Source organism: Nostoc sp. CALU 1950, from assembly GCF_051172895.1.
Lineage (GTDB): Bacteria > Cyanobacteriota > Cyanobacteriia > Cyanobacteriales > Nostocaceae > Nostoc > Nostoc edaphicum_A.
The window spans coordinates 17,850-36,477 of the sequence record NZ_JBDNJQ010000001.1; the positions used below are offsets into that span (position 1 = coordinate 17,850).

14 protein-coding genes are annotated in these 18,628 nt (G+C 44.0%); 4 read left to right on the top strand and 10 right to left on the bottom strand.

Annotation, left to right across the window (positions count from 1 at the left end; all coding sequences use genetic code 11):
* Window positions 1-30 precede the first annotated feature (30 nt).
* The 3 genes from ABF638_RS00120 to ABF638_RS00130 all read left to right on the top strand — a co-directional run bounded on the left by ABF638_RS00120 (window position 31) and on the right by ABF638_RS00130 (window position 6,489).
* Window positions 31-2,745, top strand: coding sequence for a TIGR03960 family B12-binding radical SAM protein (locus tag ABF638_RS00120; RefSeq protein ID WP_435019146.1), 2,715 nt, complete (start codon window positions 31-33; stop codon window positions 2,743-2,745).
* A gap of 934 nt (window positions 2,746-3,679) precedes the next feature.
* Entirely contained in the window at window positions 3,680-5,824 is a 2,145-nt protein-coding gene (locus ABF638_RS00125; protein ID WP_435019148.1) for an Rne/Rng family ribonuclease, read from the top strand.
* Between the two features lie 8 nt (window positions 5,825-5,832).
* Entirely contained in the window at window positions 5,833-6,489 is a 657-nt protein-coding gene (locus ABF638_RS00130) for a ribonuclease HII (protein WP_435019150.1), read from the top strand.
* Between the two features lie 8 nt (window positions 6,490-6,497).
* On the opposite strand, the gene ABF638_RS00135 is transcribed toward ABF638_RS00130, so the two are convergent.
* Window positions 6,498-7,085, bottom strand: coding sequence for a DUF1997 domain-containing protein (locus tag ABF638_RS00135; protein ID WP_435019152.1), 588 nt, complete (start codon window positions 7,083-7,085; stop codon window positions 6,498-6,500).
* Between the two features lie 462 nt (window positions 7,086-7,547).
* Between ABF638_RS00135 and pheA the strand changes: the two genes are divergently transcribed.
* Complete coding sequence (pheA, locus tag ABF638_RS00140) at window positions 7,548-8,423, top strand: prephenate dehydratase (protein WP_435019154.1); 876 nt, start codon at window positions 7,548-7,550, stop codon at window positions 8,421-8,423.
* Between the two features lie 114 nt (window positions 8,424-8,537).
* Here the strand turns inward: pheA and ABF638_RS00145 are convergent, their stop codons facing one another.
* From ABF638_RS00145 to ABF638_RS00185, 9 genes are all read right to left on the bottom strand, one after another.
* A complete protein-coding gene (locus tag ABF638_RS00145; RefSeq protein WP_435019156.1) occupies window positions 8,538-9,185 on the bottom strand; it encodes an LON peptidase substrate-binding domain-containing protein in 648 nt (215 codons plus the stop codon).
* Between the two features lie 192 nt (window positions 9,186-9,377).
* The gene (gene rpsJ / locus ABF638_RS00150) at window positions 9,378-9,695 is read right to left on the bottom strand and encodes a 30S ribosomal protein S10 (RefSeq protein ID WP_008232935.1); all 318 of its coding nucleotides are present in this window, start codon (window positions 9,693-9,695) and stop codon (window positions 9,378-9,380) included.
* Between the two features lie 183 nt (window positions 9,696-9,878).
* Window positions 9,879-11,108: an elongation factor Tu gene (gene tuf, locus ABF638_RS00155; protein WP_181931916.1), complete on the bottom strand. Its 1,230-nt coding sequence runs from the start codon at window positions 11,106-11,108 to the stop codon at window positions 9,879-9,881.
* 23 nt (window positions 11,109-11,131) lie between these two features.
* Entirely contained in the window at window positions 11,132-13,210 is a 2,079-nt protein-coding gene (gene fusA, locus ABF638_RS00160) for an elongation factor G (protein ID WP_435019161.1), read from the bottom strand.
* Window positions 13,211-13,348: 138 nt separating this feature from the next.
* The gene (gene rpsG / locus ABF638_RS00165; protein WP_069070112.1) at window positions 13,349-13,819 is read right to left on the bottom strand and encodes a 30S ribosomal protein S7; all 471 of its coding nucleotides are present in this window, start codon (window positions 13,817-13,819) and stop codon (window positions 13,349-13,351) included.
* A gap of 521 nt (window positions 13,820-14,340) precedes the next feature.
* A complete protein-coding gene (gene rpsL / locus ABF638_RS00170; RefSeq protein WP_015214573.1) occupies window positions 14,341-14,724 on the bottom strand; it encodes a 30S ribosomal protein S12 in 384 nt (127 codons plus the stop codon).
* Between the two features lie 124 nt (window positions 14,725-14,848).
* A complete protein-coding gene (locus ABF638_RS00175) occupies window positions 14,849-15,175 on the bottom strand; it encodes a HesB/IscA family protein (RefSeq protein ID WP_435019323.1) in 327 nt (108 codons plus the stop codon).
* A gap of 249 nt (window positions 15,176-15,424) precedes the next feature.
* Complete coding sequence (locus tag ABF638_RS00180; protein ID WP_069070111.1) at window positions 15,425-15,844, bottom strand: cupin domain-containing protein; 420 nt, start codon at window positions 15,842-15,844, stop codon at window positions 15,425-15,427.
* 263 nt (window positions 15,845-16,107) lie between these two features.
* Window positions 16,108-18,165: a phosphodiester glycosidase family protein gene (locus ABF638_RS00185; RefSeq protein WP_435019164.1), complete on the bottom strand. Its 2,058-nt coding sequence runs from the start codon at window positions 18,163-18,165 to the stop codon at window positions 16,108-16,110.
* Between the last annotated feature and the right edge of the window lie 463 nt (window positions 18,166-18,628).

The following is an 18,628-nucleotide window of genomic DNA, read 5'->3' on the forward strand; positions in this document are numbered from 1 at the left end:
CTGTAATTAAGGTAGCTAGAAGATAGCACAGTGGTTGTTGCAGTTGAAAGATTAATAACGTCGGGTATTTCAAAACCAGCTCGTTACTTGGGTAACGAGCTGTTAGCAGTACATAAACCTTGGGATACGACAGCAATACATTGGGTTTTAACATACCCAGAAGTGTATGAAGTCGGTGCATCTAATTTAGGGCACATCATCCTTTATAACATTTTGAACGCCCAACCACGTCAATCGTGCGATCGCGCCTACCTCCCAGGAAAAGACCTGGCAGACAAACTACGCGAAACTAATACGCCATTGTTTGCGGTAGAGTCAAAGCGATCGCTCACAGAATTTGACATTTTAGGCTTTAGCCTCAGTTACGAACTGGGTGCAACTAATATCCTCGAAATGTTGAATTTGGCTGGAATTCCCTTGACGTGGAGAGAACGCCAGAAAGCAGGGGAAGCAGGGGGAGAATTGACGAATCTCCAATCCCAGTTCCCGTTGATTTTCGCTGGTGGGCAAACAGCGACATCGAATCCTGAGCCTTACGCTGACTTTTTCGACTTTATCGCCCTTGGAGATGGAGAGGAACTACTGCCAGAAATTGGTTTGGTATTGGAAGAAGGCAAACAAGCAGGATTAAGTCGAGAACATCTGTTACTAGATTTGGCACAGATACCAGGCGTATATGTGCCTCAGTTTTATGACATGGCAGAGGATGGCTCAGTTCATCCTCGTCGCCTAGATGTGCCGAAGCGAATTCTGCGAAGGGTGGCAACTCCCATACCAGCATATTCCATTGGTTTAGTTCCTTATGTAGAAACGGTGCATGACCGTTTAACCATTGAGATTCGACGTGGTTGCACTCGTGGCTGTCGCTTCTGTCAACCAGGAATGCTGACTCGACCAGCACGGGATGTAGAACCCGATAAGGTTGTAGAAGCAATTGAACAGGGTATGCGAGCAACTGGTTACAATGAGTTTTCTCTACTATCTCTGAGTTGTTCTGATTATTTGTCCCTACCAGCAGTGGGGATGGAAATCAAAAATCGCTTAAAAAATGAAAACATTTCTCTGACTCTACCAAGCCAACGGGTAGACAGATTTGATGAGAATATTGCCAACATCCTTGGAGGTACGCGCCAAGGTGGACTAACTTTTGCTCCAGAAGCTGGTACTCAGCGGATGCGAGACATCGTAAATAAGGGTTTGACGAATGAAGAATTGTTGCGGGGAGTAAAAACCGCTTGGGAGCAAGGCTGGGATAAAATAAAGTTGTATTTTATGATTGGCTTGCCGGGTGAGACGGATGCTGACGTTGTGGGCATTGCCGAAACAGTAAGCTGGTTACAGCGAGAATGTCGAGGTAAGGGTAGAAAACCCCTAAACTTTAACCTGACAATTTCTAACTTTACGCCCAAGCCCCATACACCATTCCAGTGGCACTCAGTTTCTACCGCTGAATTTAAGCGTAAACAAAACTTGTTGCGTCAAGAATTCCGCCGAATCAAGGCAGTGAAGGTAAATTTTACCGATGTCCGCATTTCGGCAATGGAAGATTTTGTGGGACGAGGCGATCGCAATTTGAGCAAAGTAGTCCGCCGTGCCTGGGAATTGGGAGCAGGTATGGATTCCTGGTATGAAAATTTAGATCAAGCTTTTAGTGCTTGGGGATCTGCGATCGCCCAAGCCGATCTAGATTGGAAATACCGTCAAGTAGAGAATGGCGAATGGAATTTGTTTCATGTCCAAGAGCAGAAGAGATCCAAAGATGCGGAAAATGACCAATTCTTAACTCCTAACTCCTCACTCCCTAGTACAGACACGATTAATCGCGTCTCTCCCCACTCCCTCGATATTCCCCTTCCTTGGGATCATATTGATACCGGGATTGACAAAAAGTGGCTCCAAGAAGACTTGCAACGCGCTTTAGAAGCTGCAATTGTACCCGATTGCTCCTTTGAAGGTTGTTCTCACTGTGGCGTCTGTGGCACCGACTTTGGGCATAACATCGTGATTGAATCACCTGCTATCCCACAATTCGCTGGTGAGTTTGTCCCCAACACAACTAAGGCGCAAAGACTGCGACTTTGGTTTGGTAAACAGGGTGACATGGCTTTGATAAGCCACTTAGATTTAATCCGTCTCTTTGATCGAGTTGTGCGGCGAGCAGGCTTACCAATCGCTTTCACTGGTGGATTTCATCCAATGCCGCGGATTTCTCTAGCAACTGCTTTGGCTTTAGGGGCTACTAGCAGCGGTGAAATTGCAGATTTTGAGTTAACTGTGCCAGTGGAAATTGATACTTTCCGAGAACAGTTGGCTCGTGAAATGCCCACAGACATACCTATATATAATGTGGAGCAGATAGATTTAAAAGCTAGTGCCGCTACCCAACTGCTAGAGTCCGCAGAGTATTTAATTACTGTAGTAGCACTTGCAGAAACAACACCCATACAATGGCAAAACTGGATTGATACAATCAAAGCAAAAGAGGAACTTTGGTACGAGCAAATAACTAAGTCAGGCAAGAGCCAGTTAATAAATCTGCGCGATCGCTTATTTGAACTGGAATTAGTAGAGACCTCCAATAGCAAAGCAGAATCTATGTCATCTGTGATCCGTTATCTAGGTAGCTATCGCCAGGACGGTTTGCTGTTGCGTCCTGAACAATTCCTGTTTATGCTAGAGACAGTGGCTAGTGTAGAATTTCAACTCCTGCACATCCACCGCAATCGGCTAATTTTAGGGGTATAATCCCTGTAGGGCAACTTGCTAGTAGTTGTCCTAACATCGCAGGTAATATGAATTGATTTTTAGCAAGGTTGCGTTAGAATGGGTTGAAGAGAAATTTTCTGGCGCTGCATTGAATTAGCTGGTTCACTACCCTGGTATTCAGGGGGCGAAAGCAAAGATATTAGAGTGGAACTTCTAGGATTTTATCCCAGACAAACAAAAAGCAGATTAAAGAATGCACACTCTCTCTATAGCTACCTTGTGAATCAGTAACTAACAGCAGGCTCGGTTAGCTTCTCCAAATCCATGCTTTTGAAACAACTGCTGAATGTCTAATCCACGTAGTGCCCAAGAGCTAGTGCATTACTTTTTAGAGTTAAAGCAACTGCTGTCGGTTATGCCGACTTGTAGACTTTCACAGACGCGCAAAGCGCGGCTTGTCTTAGGCTAGAGCGGCTCAAGGCAGGGTAGCAACTGGCGCTGCTGAGTATAACCCTAAGATAAATCCGGGGAATGGAAAATAGAAATAGTTTCTTTTTCTTCACGAATTCAGTAGGTTACTATCAAATGAAGCATCCTGAGCTAAAATGCTCACTCAGGATTTAGAACTTTCAACTCAGAACTCTCTTAATTGAGGGTATTGCATCACAAATCAACCACGGACGGTTGATTTAATTGCTTAAACGATATGCAGCCGTTCTGGAATAATCAGCCGTGGAAACGCTCTTAAGAGCGCCAATAGCTATTTAACTTAGAAGCTCAGATTTGCGATTTTTATTATCAGTAGCGCCTTTTGAGGGTTGTGAGGGCAGCAAAAGTATAATATCAAACCGAGAAAAGACTAATAATTAAAACTGACGCGGAGACGCAGGGAGTTTTGAATTAAAAGTAATTAACCGGACTTGATACAACAAACCTCAAACCTATAAGTGCTGCCAATTTTTGAGGAAATTGAATGCCGAAACAAATTATCATCGCGGAGCAGCACCAAATTGCTGCGGTTTTTTCTGAAGATCAAATACAGGAACTCGTTGTTGCTACAGGTCATCATCAAATAGGTGATATCTACTTAGGAGTAGTAGAAAACGTCTTGCCTGGGATAGATGCGGCTTTTGTCAATATTGGCGACCCAGAGCGCAACGGTTTTATTCATGTTACCGACTTGGGGCCATTGAAGCTCAAGCGTACCGCAGCGGCAATTACAGAACTACTTGCACCACAACAGAAAGTTTTGGTGCAAGTAATGAAAGAGCCAACGGGGACAAAAGGGCCCAGGCTCACGGGTAATATCACCTTACCCGGACGCTACGTAGTACTGATGCCCTACGGTCGGGGCGTAAATTTATCCCGACGAATTAAAAGTGAAAGTGAGCGCAACCGCTTACGGGCACTAGCAATTTTGGTCAAACCGGCGGGAATGGGTTTGCTTGTGCGTACAGAAGCAGAAGGCAAACCCGAAGAAGCGATTATGGAAGATTTGGAGTTGCTGCAAAAGCAATGGGAGGCTATTCAGCAGGAAGCCCATTCCACCCGTGCTCCAGCACTGCTCAACCGAGACGATGACTTTATCCAGCGCGTATTGCGGGATATGTACGGCGCGGATGTAAATCGGATTGTCGTAGATTCCAGTACTGGTTTGAAGCGCGTCAAACAGTACTTGCAGAATTGGAGTGGCGGTCAAACACCGCAGGGATTGTTGATTGACCATCATCGCGATCGCTCCCCAATTTTAGAATACTTCCGGATCACAGCGGCGATTAGAGAAGCCCTGAAACCGAGAGTAGATCTACCTTCTGGCGGTTACATCATCATTGAGCCGACTGAGGCCTTAACCGTAATCGATGTTAACTCAGGTTCCTTCACGCGATCGGCAACAGCTAGAGAAACAGTTTTGTGGACAAACTGCGAAGCGGCAACAGAAATTGCTCGGCAGTTGCGTCTGCGAAATATCGCCGGGGTGATCGTCGTTGATTTTATCGATATGGAATCGCGACGTGACCAATTACAAGTTCTCGAACATTTTAATAAAGCACTCAAAGCAGACAAAGCTCGTCCCCAGATTGCCCAACTTACCGAACTGGGTCTAGTAGAACTGACCCGCAAACGTCAGGGTCAAAATATTTACGAATTGTTTGGTGAAACTTGCCCCACCTGTGGCGGTTTAGGACACACCGTGCGTCTGCCAGGAGAAATCGAAAACCGATTACCGATACCGGCAGAGACACCAGAGCGTGAGCGTTTTGTATCCTTGCCTCACCGAGAACCACGTCAGCCATCTGCGCGCACCCCAGAACCACGTGAAACCTATGATGGATTTGGAGAAGCATTTGACGGCGACTCGGAATTGAGTAACCTAAATCTGATCAATCATCCTAGTTATCAAGAGCTTAATGATAAGCGTCGTACCCGCACTCGCCGCAGTCGCATTGGTGTCAATGGGTTAAACGGGAAAGATGAAACTCGGGTTGTTCCCAATCCCCTGGCTTTTGTCAATGAGCCAGACTTAGACCTTGATATGGAACCAGAACTAGGAGTTGCACCAGAAATTCCCTCACCCACCCTTGGTAAACCAGGTTGGAGTGAAAGAGTAGAGCGCACTAAAATTATCAAGGCAGAACCAGTTAAACCAGTGGTAGAACCACCGGAGATTAGAACTGTAGAAATGAGCCTCCAAGAACAGGATATGTTTGCCTTGATGGGCATATCTCCCTTGGTGAAGTTAGAGCAAGAGGTTAAAAATACCAAGTCTGTGATTATTAATGTGATTCAGCCCGGTCAATTGCCAACGACCCCAACTGAATCAACCTCAGAATCAACTATTGTCCAAAAAGCAACACCTGAAATAATCACTATTGCCCAAAAGGCAACACCTGAAATAACTGCAAGCAAAATACCGACACCAAAAGTTATTGAGCCAGAACAAAAATCTTTGATCGAAGAGACAACTGAACCACCATCAGAGTTAACTGTGAATCCTTCGGGACGCTTGTCTGCGAAAGCCGCAGCCGCGAACGAGATTGCAGATGAAAGTGAAGCTAATAGCAGTGCCACTGCCAGCCGTCGCCGCCGCCGTCGTTCCTCAGCGATCGAGGATAATTAATTTGCTTTATGGTAGAAACATCGCCAACGCCTTTGGAAAAATCCACTTGGCTGGAGTTTTCTACCTTGTCAGGGATTCCAGGATTGGTTGCAGGTGTGGATGAAGTAGGGCGAGGTGCTCTATTTGGCCCTGTGGTGGCGGCAGCAGTGATCCTACCAGATCACGCTTTGCCAATACTAATGGCAGCTAAAATTAAAGACAGTAAAAAGTTATCTAGTTCTCGAAGAACTCAGCTAGCGCAGCAAATTTGCGAGCTGGCTATAGACTGGAAAATTGGGTTTGCTTCTACTGCCGAAATTGACAAGATAAATATTTTGCAAGCGACGCTATTAGCAATGAAACGGGCTGTGCTGAAGTTAAAGGTACAGCCTGAAATTTGCTTGGTTGATGGCAATCAGTTAATAAAAGACTTGCTATTGCCACAACAAACAATAGTTAAAGGAGACGAGCGATCGCTTGCTATTGCTTCTGCTAGTATTATCGCTAAGGTTTGGCGTGACGATTTGGTATTGCGTCTAGCATTAAAATACCCTATGTACAACCTGGAGTGTAACAAGGGGTATGGGAGCCAGCGACATTTGCTGGCTTTGCAACAATACGGGCCTTCGCCTCTGCATCGTCAGTCTTTTCGTCCTTGCCAAATCAAACGCCTGAGTGTTGAGTGATTAAATAATTACTCAGCATTCAGGATTGGTAACTCAGTACTATCATCGTCAAGTCCTTTATCTTTGGTTTGTGATATCACCCAGTAGCGATAATCCGCCAAAAGTTGATTTAATAAGCGTTGTTTGACTGACAACAGCACGCTTTTAAGCAAACCATTTCCAGTAGCTTCTAAAATCGGCTTCGGAGTAAAGGAAAATGGCGGTGGCAAATCCACCATCACCTCTAAATCAGCTTTTCCTTGCAGGCGAGTGCCAGTGCTAAACTCTTTGGGAGACAAATGCCCTTTTAAATTGAGAGCAAAGCGCTGGTTAATATACTCGAAACCCAGGATTTCACAGCCTAGCGATCGCAAATAAATTATTCCATTTGATTCTGCCCACACTCTCATATCCACAGTAGGTTGAATACTTAGTGACATAAAAGTTAGCGGACGCATTTTCAAACGAAATACTTCTTCAGAAAGTTGCTGAATCCGGTTATTGTCAACTAAAGCCTTAACCAGTCGTTGAGGCTGACGTAAGTAGTGCTGAATGGGAATAGGCTGCTCTGGAACAGCGATTTCAACCGATTGGGAGGCAGTAAACCGGGTAGCCATGAGCGGATAAAAATATCTGTTTCTTAATTTTAATATTTTTTAACAACTTAGTTCTGATTATTAGAAAAGTACAAAATTTATTGGCCATAAAAATGATTGTTGCTGATCAGCTATATATTATTAGTAAAAAGTCGGTACGCTCATTACTATCTTTAGTTTAAGAAATATAGATTATGATTTAAGCCTTGACACAAAAACAAAAATATGATTTTTTCTAGGCAGAAATAAGTATAATTTCTCTGAAATTTCCAGAGCAATTTAGCAAAACTGCCAGGAAACCTATCTCATCAAAGACTAATTTCCATCACTTCTTTTATTAGATACATATTTCGGTCTATTCGTTTAGTACGTAAATTTTACACATAACAGTGTTTAGTAAAAGTAGATATTGGATTATTTGCCAAAACCAAAATATCATATACCTCTATTTACTGATTAAACTCGTAACTCAAGGCTAAAAGTATGACTCTATCGATCGCACATTTAGGGCCTCCCGGCACTTACGCAGAACAAGCAACTATTTTTTATGTCAACTGGTTGAACAAAAGTACGGGAATTGAAGCTATATTATCTCCCTATCCCAGTATTTCCCAATCATTACACGCCGTTGCTGATGGTCATGCCCAGTTAGCTGTTGTGCCAGTGGAAAATTCTATTGAAGGAAGTGTTACCACAACACTGGATACACTCTGGCAATTAGATAGTCTGCGAATTCAATTGGCTTTGGTATTACCCATTGCTCATATGTTAATTTCCTGCGCGTCTAATTTAGATAAGATTAAAACTGTTTACTCTCACCCGCAAGCTTTGGCACAATGTCAGGGATGGTTAGAGCAGTTTCTGCCGACTGCACAGATTATTCCCAGCAATTCTACAACCGAAGCACTACAGCGATTAGGGCAAGATACAACAACGGCAGCGATCGCTTCTAGTAGAGCTGCTCAACTCTACAAATTACCCATACTTGCTAGTTGCATTAACGACTATCCAGAAAACTTTACTCGTTTTTGGGTAGTTAGTCATGGCGAAGCTAATGCTGGATACCAGACATCAAAAGCGACTGCTAGTCACACATCGCTGGCTTTTAGTATGCCTGCCAACACACCGGGAGCATTAGTCAAGCCTTTGCAAATATTTGCTCAACTAGGAATTAACCTCAGCCGAATTGAATCTCGTCCGACGAAGCGATCGCTAGGCGAATACTTATTTTTCATGGATTTAGAAGCGGATGCCAAGGAAGCACAGATGCAATCTGCTTTAGCAGAATTAACTACCCACACAGAGATTTTAAAAATTCTTGGTGCTTACAATGTTTTATCGATCAGCGCTGTTACTTGAGAAGTTAAGAGTTATTAGTGATTCAGTTAGGGACTATAAATTATAAGTTTTCAATCTTTTATTTTTTGTTATTTCTTGCTAATTCCTAACTCCTCACTCCTAATTCTTAACTCCTCACTTTTCATTAAATGTGTCTTTGAGAACAGCACGAGCTGCCAAGTGATTACGAGTAGAGGTTAAAATTTCTGCTTCTCGCTCTAGACGAGTTGCAGTATCTTGCATTTCTAGCAAAAGCTGCTGCTCTGGAGCGACACCGTAAAGGTTACTAGCTACCCAATAAGATAATTCTGTTGGTAGGTCAGGCAAATCTTCTGGCAGTTCGATATTTTGTTCAGTTAACTTGGCTGACAAACGTACAACATCTCGCAGTAGTTGTTCTACTTCAGAAGATAAAGGTCGCAAATCTTTAGTTGGTGGTTGGTCTTCAATCCACTCTACTAACCCAACACGGTATGGCTTTTCACGAACATATTCTAATACACGAAATCTTTGCTGCCCTAAAGTTAACATCTTGATCCGATCATCTGGCAGCCGCTGGTGATGAACAATTTCGGCACAGCAACCTGTGTTTGCAATTGTACCCTTGACTGGATCGAACATCAAAACACCGAACCTGCGATCGCTCTCCAAAATCGTGTTCATCATGATTCGGTAGCGAAATTCAAAGATGTGCAGGGGTAATGGCCTTGTAGGAAACAGAACTACTTCGGGTAACGGGAACAGAGGTAGTTCGCGAACTGCAATTTTAGAAGATGATGTCATTGTTACCTTAGTATAAACTTAATCTTTAAAATTTTCTTTTTCTCTGCTTTTCCCGTATTTTGTCTACATTCTATCATTTGTTTCCTAGCTAAATAAAAGCCCTGAGATATATTTCTTCAGGGCTATGTAAATATTAATACTAATGTCATTTGTCTTTTGTCATTTGCTAATGCCTAATGACTAATGACTAAATTAAAGTTTGACTTCGATATCTACACCCGATGGCAGATCCAATTTCATCAGAGCATCAATAGTCTTAGAAGAGGGCTGATAAATGTCAATAATCCGGCGATGAGTACGGGTTTCAAAGTGTTCCCGTGAATCTTTATCTACGTGAGGCGATCGCAGTACACAATAGATCCGGCGTTTTGTTGGTAAAGGAATTGGGCCTATGGCTGTAGCGTTGGTGCGGTTAGCTGTGTCTACAATCTTCTCGCAAGATGTATCCAATAAGCGCCTATCAAAGGCCTGTAAACGAATTCTAATCTTCTGCTGCTGTAGAGTTGCCATCTTTAATTTTCCAGGTTCTGCGTAATTAGGGGAGTATTTACAGGTTAAAGGTTACAAGTTATAGGTTACAGAAAACTATTACCTGTCCCCTGTAACCTATTACCTTATTTATAGAGGGAAGAGAAAGGAGCAGAGAGGCAAAATAAATACCATCTCTGCTCCTTTGTTATGAGCAAAAAGGTGCTACTTCAGAATTTTGGAGACGACACCAGCACCGATGGTGCGACCACCTTCACGGATGGCGAAGCGCATTCCTTGTTCAATAGCGATCGCGTTGATCAATTCAACTGTCACCTTGATGCGATCGCCTGGCATCACCATTTCCACCTCAGTGCCATCATCAGCGGTGAAGGCTTTAATCGTGCCAGTTACATCTGTTGTCCGCACATAGAATTGGGGACGGTAGCCAGCAAAAAATGGAGTCTTACGACCACCTTCTTTTTCTGTTAGGACGTAAACTTCACCTTCAAATTGAAGGTGAGGTTTAATTGAACCTGGTTTGGCGATGACCATACCCCGTTCAATATCAGCCTTTTGGATACCCCGGAGTAGTACGCCAGCGTTGTCTCCAGCCATACCTTGGTCAAGACTCTTCTTGAACATTTCAATACCAGTTACGGTAGTGGCGCGAGTATCTCTGATACCCACTAGTTCAACGTTATCGCCGACTTTAACTATACCCCGCTCAATCCGACCTGTGGCGACAGTACCACGACCTGTAATTGAGAATACGTCTTCTACAGCCATCAGGAAGGGTTTATCAACATCCCGCTCAGGAGTGGGAATGTAAGAATCTACAGCATCCATCAGTTCATAGATTTTGTCTACCCAAGGATTTTCTCCTCGTTGAGTCTTAGGATTCTTGGTCATTGCTTCCAGAGCTTGCAGACCTGAGCCTTTGATAATGGGGATATCATCGCCTGGGAAATCGTAGCTGCTTAACAGTTCTCTCAGTTCTAGTTCCACTAGTTCCAGGAGTTCTGGGTCATCCATCAAGTCTTCTTTGTTCAAGAAGACAACCAGACTGGGAACGCCAACCTGTTTTGCCAACAGAATATGTTCGCGGGTTTGAGGCATGGGTCCATCGGTAGCAGCAACTACGAGGATACCTCCGTCCATTTGAGCAGCACCGGTGATCATGTTTTTCACATAGTCAGCGTGTCCTGGACAGTCTACGTGAGCATAGTGCCGACTCGCAGTTTCATACTCTACGTGAGCGGTATTAATTGTAATACCCCGTGCTTTTTCTTCTGGGGCATTATCAATTTGGTCATAACCCTTAGCTACAGCTTGACCCATAGCTGCCAAGGTCATGGTGATGGCTGCTGTCAAGGTAGTTTTACCGTGGTCAACGTGGCCAACTGTACCAATATTAATGTGGGGTTTATTTCTTTCAAACTTTGCGCGTGCCATGAATGCTCATTTCCTTATTTTAACTAAGCGTTCCCTTTGCTTTTTGCAATGATAGTTTCAGCTACGCTGCGAGGCACCTCTTCGTAGTGGCTGAACTCCATCGTGAAGATACCCCGACCTTGCGTCTTTGAACGGATATCAGTGGCGTAGCCAAACATGGTCGCCAGTGGAACTTTGGATGCGACCTTAGCGAGTCCCTGTTCAGTGCTTTGGCTTTCAATCTGCCCTCGGCGGGATATGAGGTCGCCGATGACGTTCCCGATATAGTCTTCAGGAACTTCAACTTCAACTTTCATCATAGGCTCTAAGAGGACGGGTGAAGCTTTCAGCACAGCCTCTTTCATCGCCATTGAGCCAGCGATTTTAAAAGCCATTTCCGAAGAGTCTACATCGTGGTATGACCCATCAATTAACGTCGCTTTGACGTCAATCAATGGATATCCAGCTAGAACACCGGATTCGCAGCTTTCTTTCATTCCTTGTTCTGCAGGACCAACGTACTCTTTTGGTACTGAACCGCCGGCAATTTTAGAGACGAATTCAAAACCAGTACCGGGTTCTCCAGGCTCCAAGTTGATCACAACGTGACCGTATTGACCTTTACCACCACTTTGGCGGATGAATTTCCCCTCAATTTTGCTCACAGCTTTCCGAATTGTTTCTCGGTAAGCTACTTGCGGCGCACCTACATTTGCTTCCACCTTGAATTCTCGTAACATCCGGTCTACTAGAATTTCGAGGTGTAGCTCTCCCATCCCGGCGATCACGGTTTGGTTTGTTTCGGGATCGACGCGGACACGGAATGTGGGGTCTTCTTCTGAGAGAGATTGCAGAGCCTTGGACAACTTGTCCATGTCGTTCTTGGTTTTGGGTTCAACCGCCACCGAGATTACAGGCTCAGGAATGAATAGGGATTCCAGAATTACTGGCGATCCATCATCACAGAGCGTGTCACCTGTCAAGGTGTCTTTCAATCCCAGAGCTGCTCCTAAATCACCCGCTCGCAGTTCATCGACATCTTGCCGATCATCTGCCTTCATTAGAACTAAGCGGGAAATCCGTTCTTTTTTATTCTTACTAGCGTTAAGAACGTAGCTGCCCTTTTTCAGGACACCAGAATAAACACGAACAAATGTCAGGCGACCGTAAGGGTCAGCCATAATCTTGAATGCCAGAGCTGCTAGGGGTTCGTTGTCATCAGCCCGCCGCTCAACAGTATCGCCATTTGGCAGTAAGCCTTGAATTGGCGGTACTTCACTTGGCGCAGGCAGGTAATCGACAACGGCATCCAGCATCAATTGCACGCCTTTGTTTTTGAATGCCGAACCGCAAAGTACTGGTACAATTGTCCCCGCAATTGTGCCTTTACGCAGGGCAGTCCGAACTTCCTGTTCTGTAAGTTCTTCGCCTTCGAAGTACTTTGCCATCAGAGCATCATCGGTTTCTGCCGCAGCTTCTATTAGCTTGGTGCGGAATTCATCTACCTGAGCTTGCAATGCTTCCGGAATATCAGTTTCCTGAATATCGGTTCCTTGGTCATTGGCGTAAATATACGCACGTTGCCGTACTAGGTCAACAATACCTTGGAAGTCGTTTTCACTACCAATTGGTAGTTGAATGGCGATCGCATTCGCCCGCAGGCGATCGCGGATTTGCTCATGAACTTTATAAAAGTTCGCTCCGGTGCGATCCATTTTGTTAATAAAGGCTATCCGAGGAACTTTGTAGCGTTCTGCTTGTCGCCACACTGTCTCGGACTGCGGTTGCACGCCGCCCACAGAACAAAATACTGCGATTACACCATCCAACACACGCATGGAACGCTCAACTTCAATTGTGAAGTCTACGTGACCCGGAGTATCGATAATGTTAATTTGATGATCTTTCCAACTGGTACTGATAGCAGCGGCAGTGATGGTAATTCCCCGCTCCCGCTCCTGCTCCATCCAGTCTGTGACGGCAGTTCCTTCATGAACTTCGCCAATTTTATGAATTATCCCAGAGTAAAATAATATTCTCTCTGTTGTTGTTGTTTTGCCCGCATCTATATGCGCCGCAATACCAATGTTGCGTACTTTCTCTAGCGGGATCGTGCGTGCCACAGCTACCTCCTATAGTTTTTGCCTCATGATATCTTGTATATTACTCTTTGTTAAGATTCTATACTTTTACGGAAAACCGTCTTTGTTTTGTAAATTTACGATATACCGCTTCGGCAAGGCGATATACCGCTTTTCTACTTAGTAACGATAGTGCGCGAATGCTTTGTTAGCTTCCGCCATCCGGTGCGTTTCTTCCCGTTTGCGAATGGCATTGCCAGTTTCGTTGGCAGCATCCATTAACTCATTGGCCAGTTTGCTTGCCATTGTCCGGCCTGGTCTAGACCGGGAATATTGCACTAACCAACGCAGTGCTAGGGTAGTGCCCCGTTCTGTACGGACTTCCATTGGTACTTGGTAGGTTGCTCCACCTACTCGCCGAGCTTTTACTTCTACTAAAGGCGTGGCATTTCGCACTGCTCTTTCAAAGGTTTCCAAAGCACCAGCACCAGTGCGTTCCTCAATAGTTTTTAATGCATCATAAACAATACGTGCGGCAAGTGATTTTTTGCCATGACGCATGATCCGTCTGATAATCATGCTCACAAGGCGACTGTTATATACGGAGTCAGACGGAACTGGGCGCCTTTGAATAACACCACGACGAGACATACTTCACCTTTAATTCGGAATTGGCAACGAAATTATATGCTATCAGACACCGGAAACTAAAAGCTGTGGAACCCAACCCTCAGACTTTCTCAATTTTGTTTTCGACTGTTACAGCAAGGCTTACCTATTCTGCCAATTTTGGATTAGAGTTTTTGGTAAATGTTCCGACCACAAGGATTGGAAAAAATCAAAAGTCTTTAAGCCTCATCCCCTTCTGGGTTCGACCAATCCAAAATCGCAAATCTAAAATCTAAAATTCATTGACTTGCTACCTGCAACTAAATACTCAAGGGGACAAGATTCTAAACCTTAATGTCCAGATTAGAATTCTGCTGTGGGTTACAGCGTTCTCCTCAGAACTTCTACACTTGCTCGCTTAGTGTAGGTGTAGCTTGATTTTTTTAAACAGACTTCAACAGCTTTCATAACTGCTGTTAGAACACATACCCTGATAGTTTTTTTGCCTTTGGCACTTTTAAGGTAGACGATTAATCGTGTTGGATGCGATTAATCGCCTAATCCTATTTTTTCGCTTCTTTCGGACGCTTGGTTCCATACTTGGAACGGCCTTGTTTGCGGTCTTTAACTCCGGCTGTATCTAGGGTGCCACGGATAATGTGGTATCTCACGCCCGGTAGATCCTTAACCCGACCACCACGAATCATCACAACTGAGTGTTCTTGTAAGTTGTGACCAATACCTGGAATGTAAGCTGTGACTTCAAATCCAGAGGTAAGCCTGACTCTTGCTACTTTTCGTAGAGCTGAGTTAGGCTTCTTTGGTGTGGTCGTGTATACTCTGGTACAAACTCCCCGACGTTGGGGGCATTGTTTCAGAGCCGGAGACTTGGTTTTCTGACGCGCTTGTTCGCGCTCAGTACGTATTAGCTGCTGTATTGTTGGCATGAGTTACAGCGCGTAAAGCTGCTTATATGTCTAAGTTTTAACAAATCCTGATTATATCTTTTTTTACGGCTTTATGTCAATTGTTATTTGTCATTTGCTATTTATTGCTTCTTTGAACGGTTACTTAATGATAAATGGAGAAGGAATTGCCACAGCCACAGGTTGCGATCGCCTGGGGATTCTGGAAGCGAAAACCACCACCCATTAAGTCTTCTGAATAATCCACTTTCAAACCGTTGAGGTAATTTAAGCTTGCGTCATCTATGACTACTTGAATTTCATCCAAGTCGAAAATCTGGTCGCCAACTTTTATTGCTTCATCGAAAGACATATCATAAAATAAACCGGAACAACCACCTGGTTTTACTGCCAATCGAAACAATACATTTGGCTGCTGCTTGGACTTTATTCGCCCAATTTCACTCGCGGCTGCTTGACTCAGATGAATCATGGAACTAGTTTTTTGCAATTGAATACCCCATGTTCTATTTTACAGATGGGTTGACTCTCGCTTCTGCAAAATTCCAAATCATCGAAGTTATGAGCGCGATCGCTATTACTACATTTATAACACTAATATGCTTCAGTCCCCACCTTAATAAGTAGGGACTTCTGGGGTGCAGTAATTCGTTTACAAAGACGGTTTGCACAAAAATGTATTCACTTTTGGGATTAGAGCTTTAATCCCGTTCTTTTGGTTTTAGTCTTTGGTGCGGGCATAGTCATCTTGGTAGCGAATGATATCATCTTCTCCCAAGTATTCGCCATTTTGCACTTCAATCAACACCAAGGGGATCACGCCAGGATTCTCTAAACGATGAGATGTACATTGGGGTACATAAGTTGACTCATTATTGCTCAGTAAGACTTCTTTTTCACCACAAACGACCCTAGCTGTACCAGAGACGACAATCCAATGTTCACTGCGGTGATGATGCATTTGTAGACTGAGGCGGTGTCCAGGCTTAACTTCGATGCGCTTAATTTTGTATCCGCGCCCTTCTTCCAAAACTGTAAAAGCGCCCCAAGGACGTAATTCAGTTGCAGCAACGCCCCTAGAAGTTATGGCTGGAGGTAGGTGTAGAGTTTCAGTCTGTGTAGTTTCTTGATATCGAGCCATAGTTACCTCATTTGGAGACATAACAAACCGTTGGTACTCTTAACTATTGATCAAAAATCTGGTGCTATCTTGCAACCTTGAAAATCAGCAATTTTGTCGCACCTTGATAAACATAGCAAAATCAAACCTTATGGTGTAAACCATCACTACTAAAACTCTGATGTCTACACCAAGTCTTCATCAAGCAAAATGATAGCTTGTTCTAAACTTTAAAAAAGGATGGGGCATTGGGCATTGATGATTAAGAGACTTTTCCCATTCCCTCATTTTCGTGGTTGCAGGAAAATACCAATTCCATTATGAACACGAGCAGCGGTACTAGGTGAACGATCGAGTAGTTGTCCTCCTAAATAAAGGCTGGTGGAACTACCGCCGTCCAAATTTAGGGCATTCACACAGCCCATAAGTTGCATCAATTTGGCATGTTCTGCCAAATTAGGCCCATAACCGCCGACACGATTATGTGTGGCAGTAATCATCAGTGTGTCTGTTGCCGTTGTGCAAATACCGCTGCGAATAGCTTTTTCGGCAATAAAGGCATTGCTGAATTTTTCGCCTTTGGCATCAAGGACAATTTGACGGTTTTGGATTAGTAGCGGCCCAGCTCCGATAATGTGGGGATAACGACTAAAATCAGCTGGTGTAGTTGTGCTGGAAATACTTACTGCGCTTCCAATAGGTAGTTGTGAGGCAGCACTAGCAGCACTAGCGCGTAAAGTTAGCAGGTAGCCATCCTGGGGAATGGGAACCGCTGTGACTCCAACTTTGCCGCCTGGTAACTGATTAGTAATTTGGTTTTTCTGTACCACTAAGATAATTTCGTTATCCGTTATGGGCGTGTAAGTTGATCCCCAAGCTGGTGTGTAACGAGCAATACCACTCTGGACGTAACCGCTATTGAGAAACAGAATTGGTAGACGCTGGCCATTTGCTGTAATTAAAGTTTCTTCTAAGGTGAGACGACCAAAGTAAAATTGGCCTGAATCATTCCAAGCGATCGCACCTCGATTCAGAATGGGGCCTGATAACCATTGATTATTCTGACGAATCGCACCCAATGGCAATCTGTTATTGCGGTTAAAATAACCACCATTAATTCCAGCTATTGCTAAGTAACGTTGTGCTGTTTGAATCAAGGGAGCAGTACCCGTAAGCCCATCAGTACTAGCCCACATAGGTTTTAACGCTAGCCCAAATTTGCGGGGATTAACTTCTAACCAGACGACAGGAAAGCGTTCTGTGCCTAAGTTCACATAATTCTGTCGCCAGCGCAATCCTGGGGCCCAAGTAATATCTCTCTGTTCTAGAGGATCGGGTCGAATATCGATAATTAGGCGGTTGGGATTAGCTACAGTACTAACTTGAGGTGATAGACCAAAGGGAACGCTCAGACTAATAATCGTTTGGTTTTTCAGCACCTCCACTTTTTGAATCAGTGGTTCAGGAGTTGGTGATATTGGTTGTGTTGGTGTAACTGGTGATAATTGTTTAAGCAGGTTTGGCAGCAATGTTGGTGGTGCTGCTGGTAGCTGGGGGGTATAGCGTTCTATCAAAACAGGGGCGGCTATTCCATCCAGGGTAACTGTCCACTGTCGATTTGGCGGTGTAGTGGGCTTTGGGGTTGGCGCGTCTGGATCAGAGGATGGAATTTGGGGTTTTGCGATCGCTGATCCTTGTACAACTTGCCAGGGGGTTGGACGATCTAAATCGATAAGAATTCGAGCCTGTTGCAAAGGGGCACTCGCCTCTGGAGGTTCCTGGCTCTGAACAATATTTGTGATTTGTGCTTTCGGGGTAGCAATCACCAAGGTGTTGCCATTAGCTTGAATCTGCCATCCAGATGTTTGAGCAAAATTAGTAATATCCAGATAGCGATATGCTCCTGCTAGCCTGGTGGTTAAAACCAGTGGCTTTGTCACCGACGAAAACCACTGTATTGGTTGCTTCGTTGAATTACTACTGTTTAAGAAATTTACTCCAATTAATTGCCTGAATGCCCCGTCACTGAGATGAGTTGTCACCTGACCAGCTTTTCCAGGTCGCTGCAACCAAGTTCCTGGTAAAGTACGCCCATTGAGGGAAATTTGATTACCAGAGGATACTGCACCTGTTAAAGGAGGTACAGTTGACTGTGATATTAACCTGGGTATTGGTTTGGCATTTTTCGGTGACTCTTGGGCATTGGTAGGATAGGCAGTAATTAAGCACAGTGCTGTCAAAAGTATTGGTGACACAGTAGCCTGGAAAAATCTGCGTTCGTCCTTGGTGTTGGCGGAGCGATCGCTAATCCCTGATTGGCAACAATTCGGCATTTTTACCATAATTTACTAAGTACTTTTGAAAACTATCACCCAAGGTATAAACTAACTAATTATTTGGAAGTATAAAAAAAACATGACTTTATTTTTGAATAAATATGATAATCTATATATTGGCTAGTTATCTCTTTTAGACATTAACCAATTTATTTAGACGCTAAACGCACTAAAATCAAGTGTTTTAACTCCCACTAATTCTAACTACACCATATACGGTAGTTTTGGTTATCAAAACTGGATTAAAATATTTAATCCTCGCTGAATGTTGTTACTTCAGTAAGGTCTAGTTAATAGTAATACATGCGGCAACTCGTAAGCGGCAAGATTCTAGACAACAAAAATATTTGGGAATTGTCAAATGGGTATATATTGTAATACGCTGATTTTATTGCTGAATCAGGATAACTTTGGCTTTAGAACCTAGTACAGCATTTGGTTTTAGTTTTGTTTCAGGTGAGCCAAAATA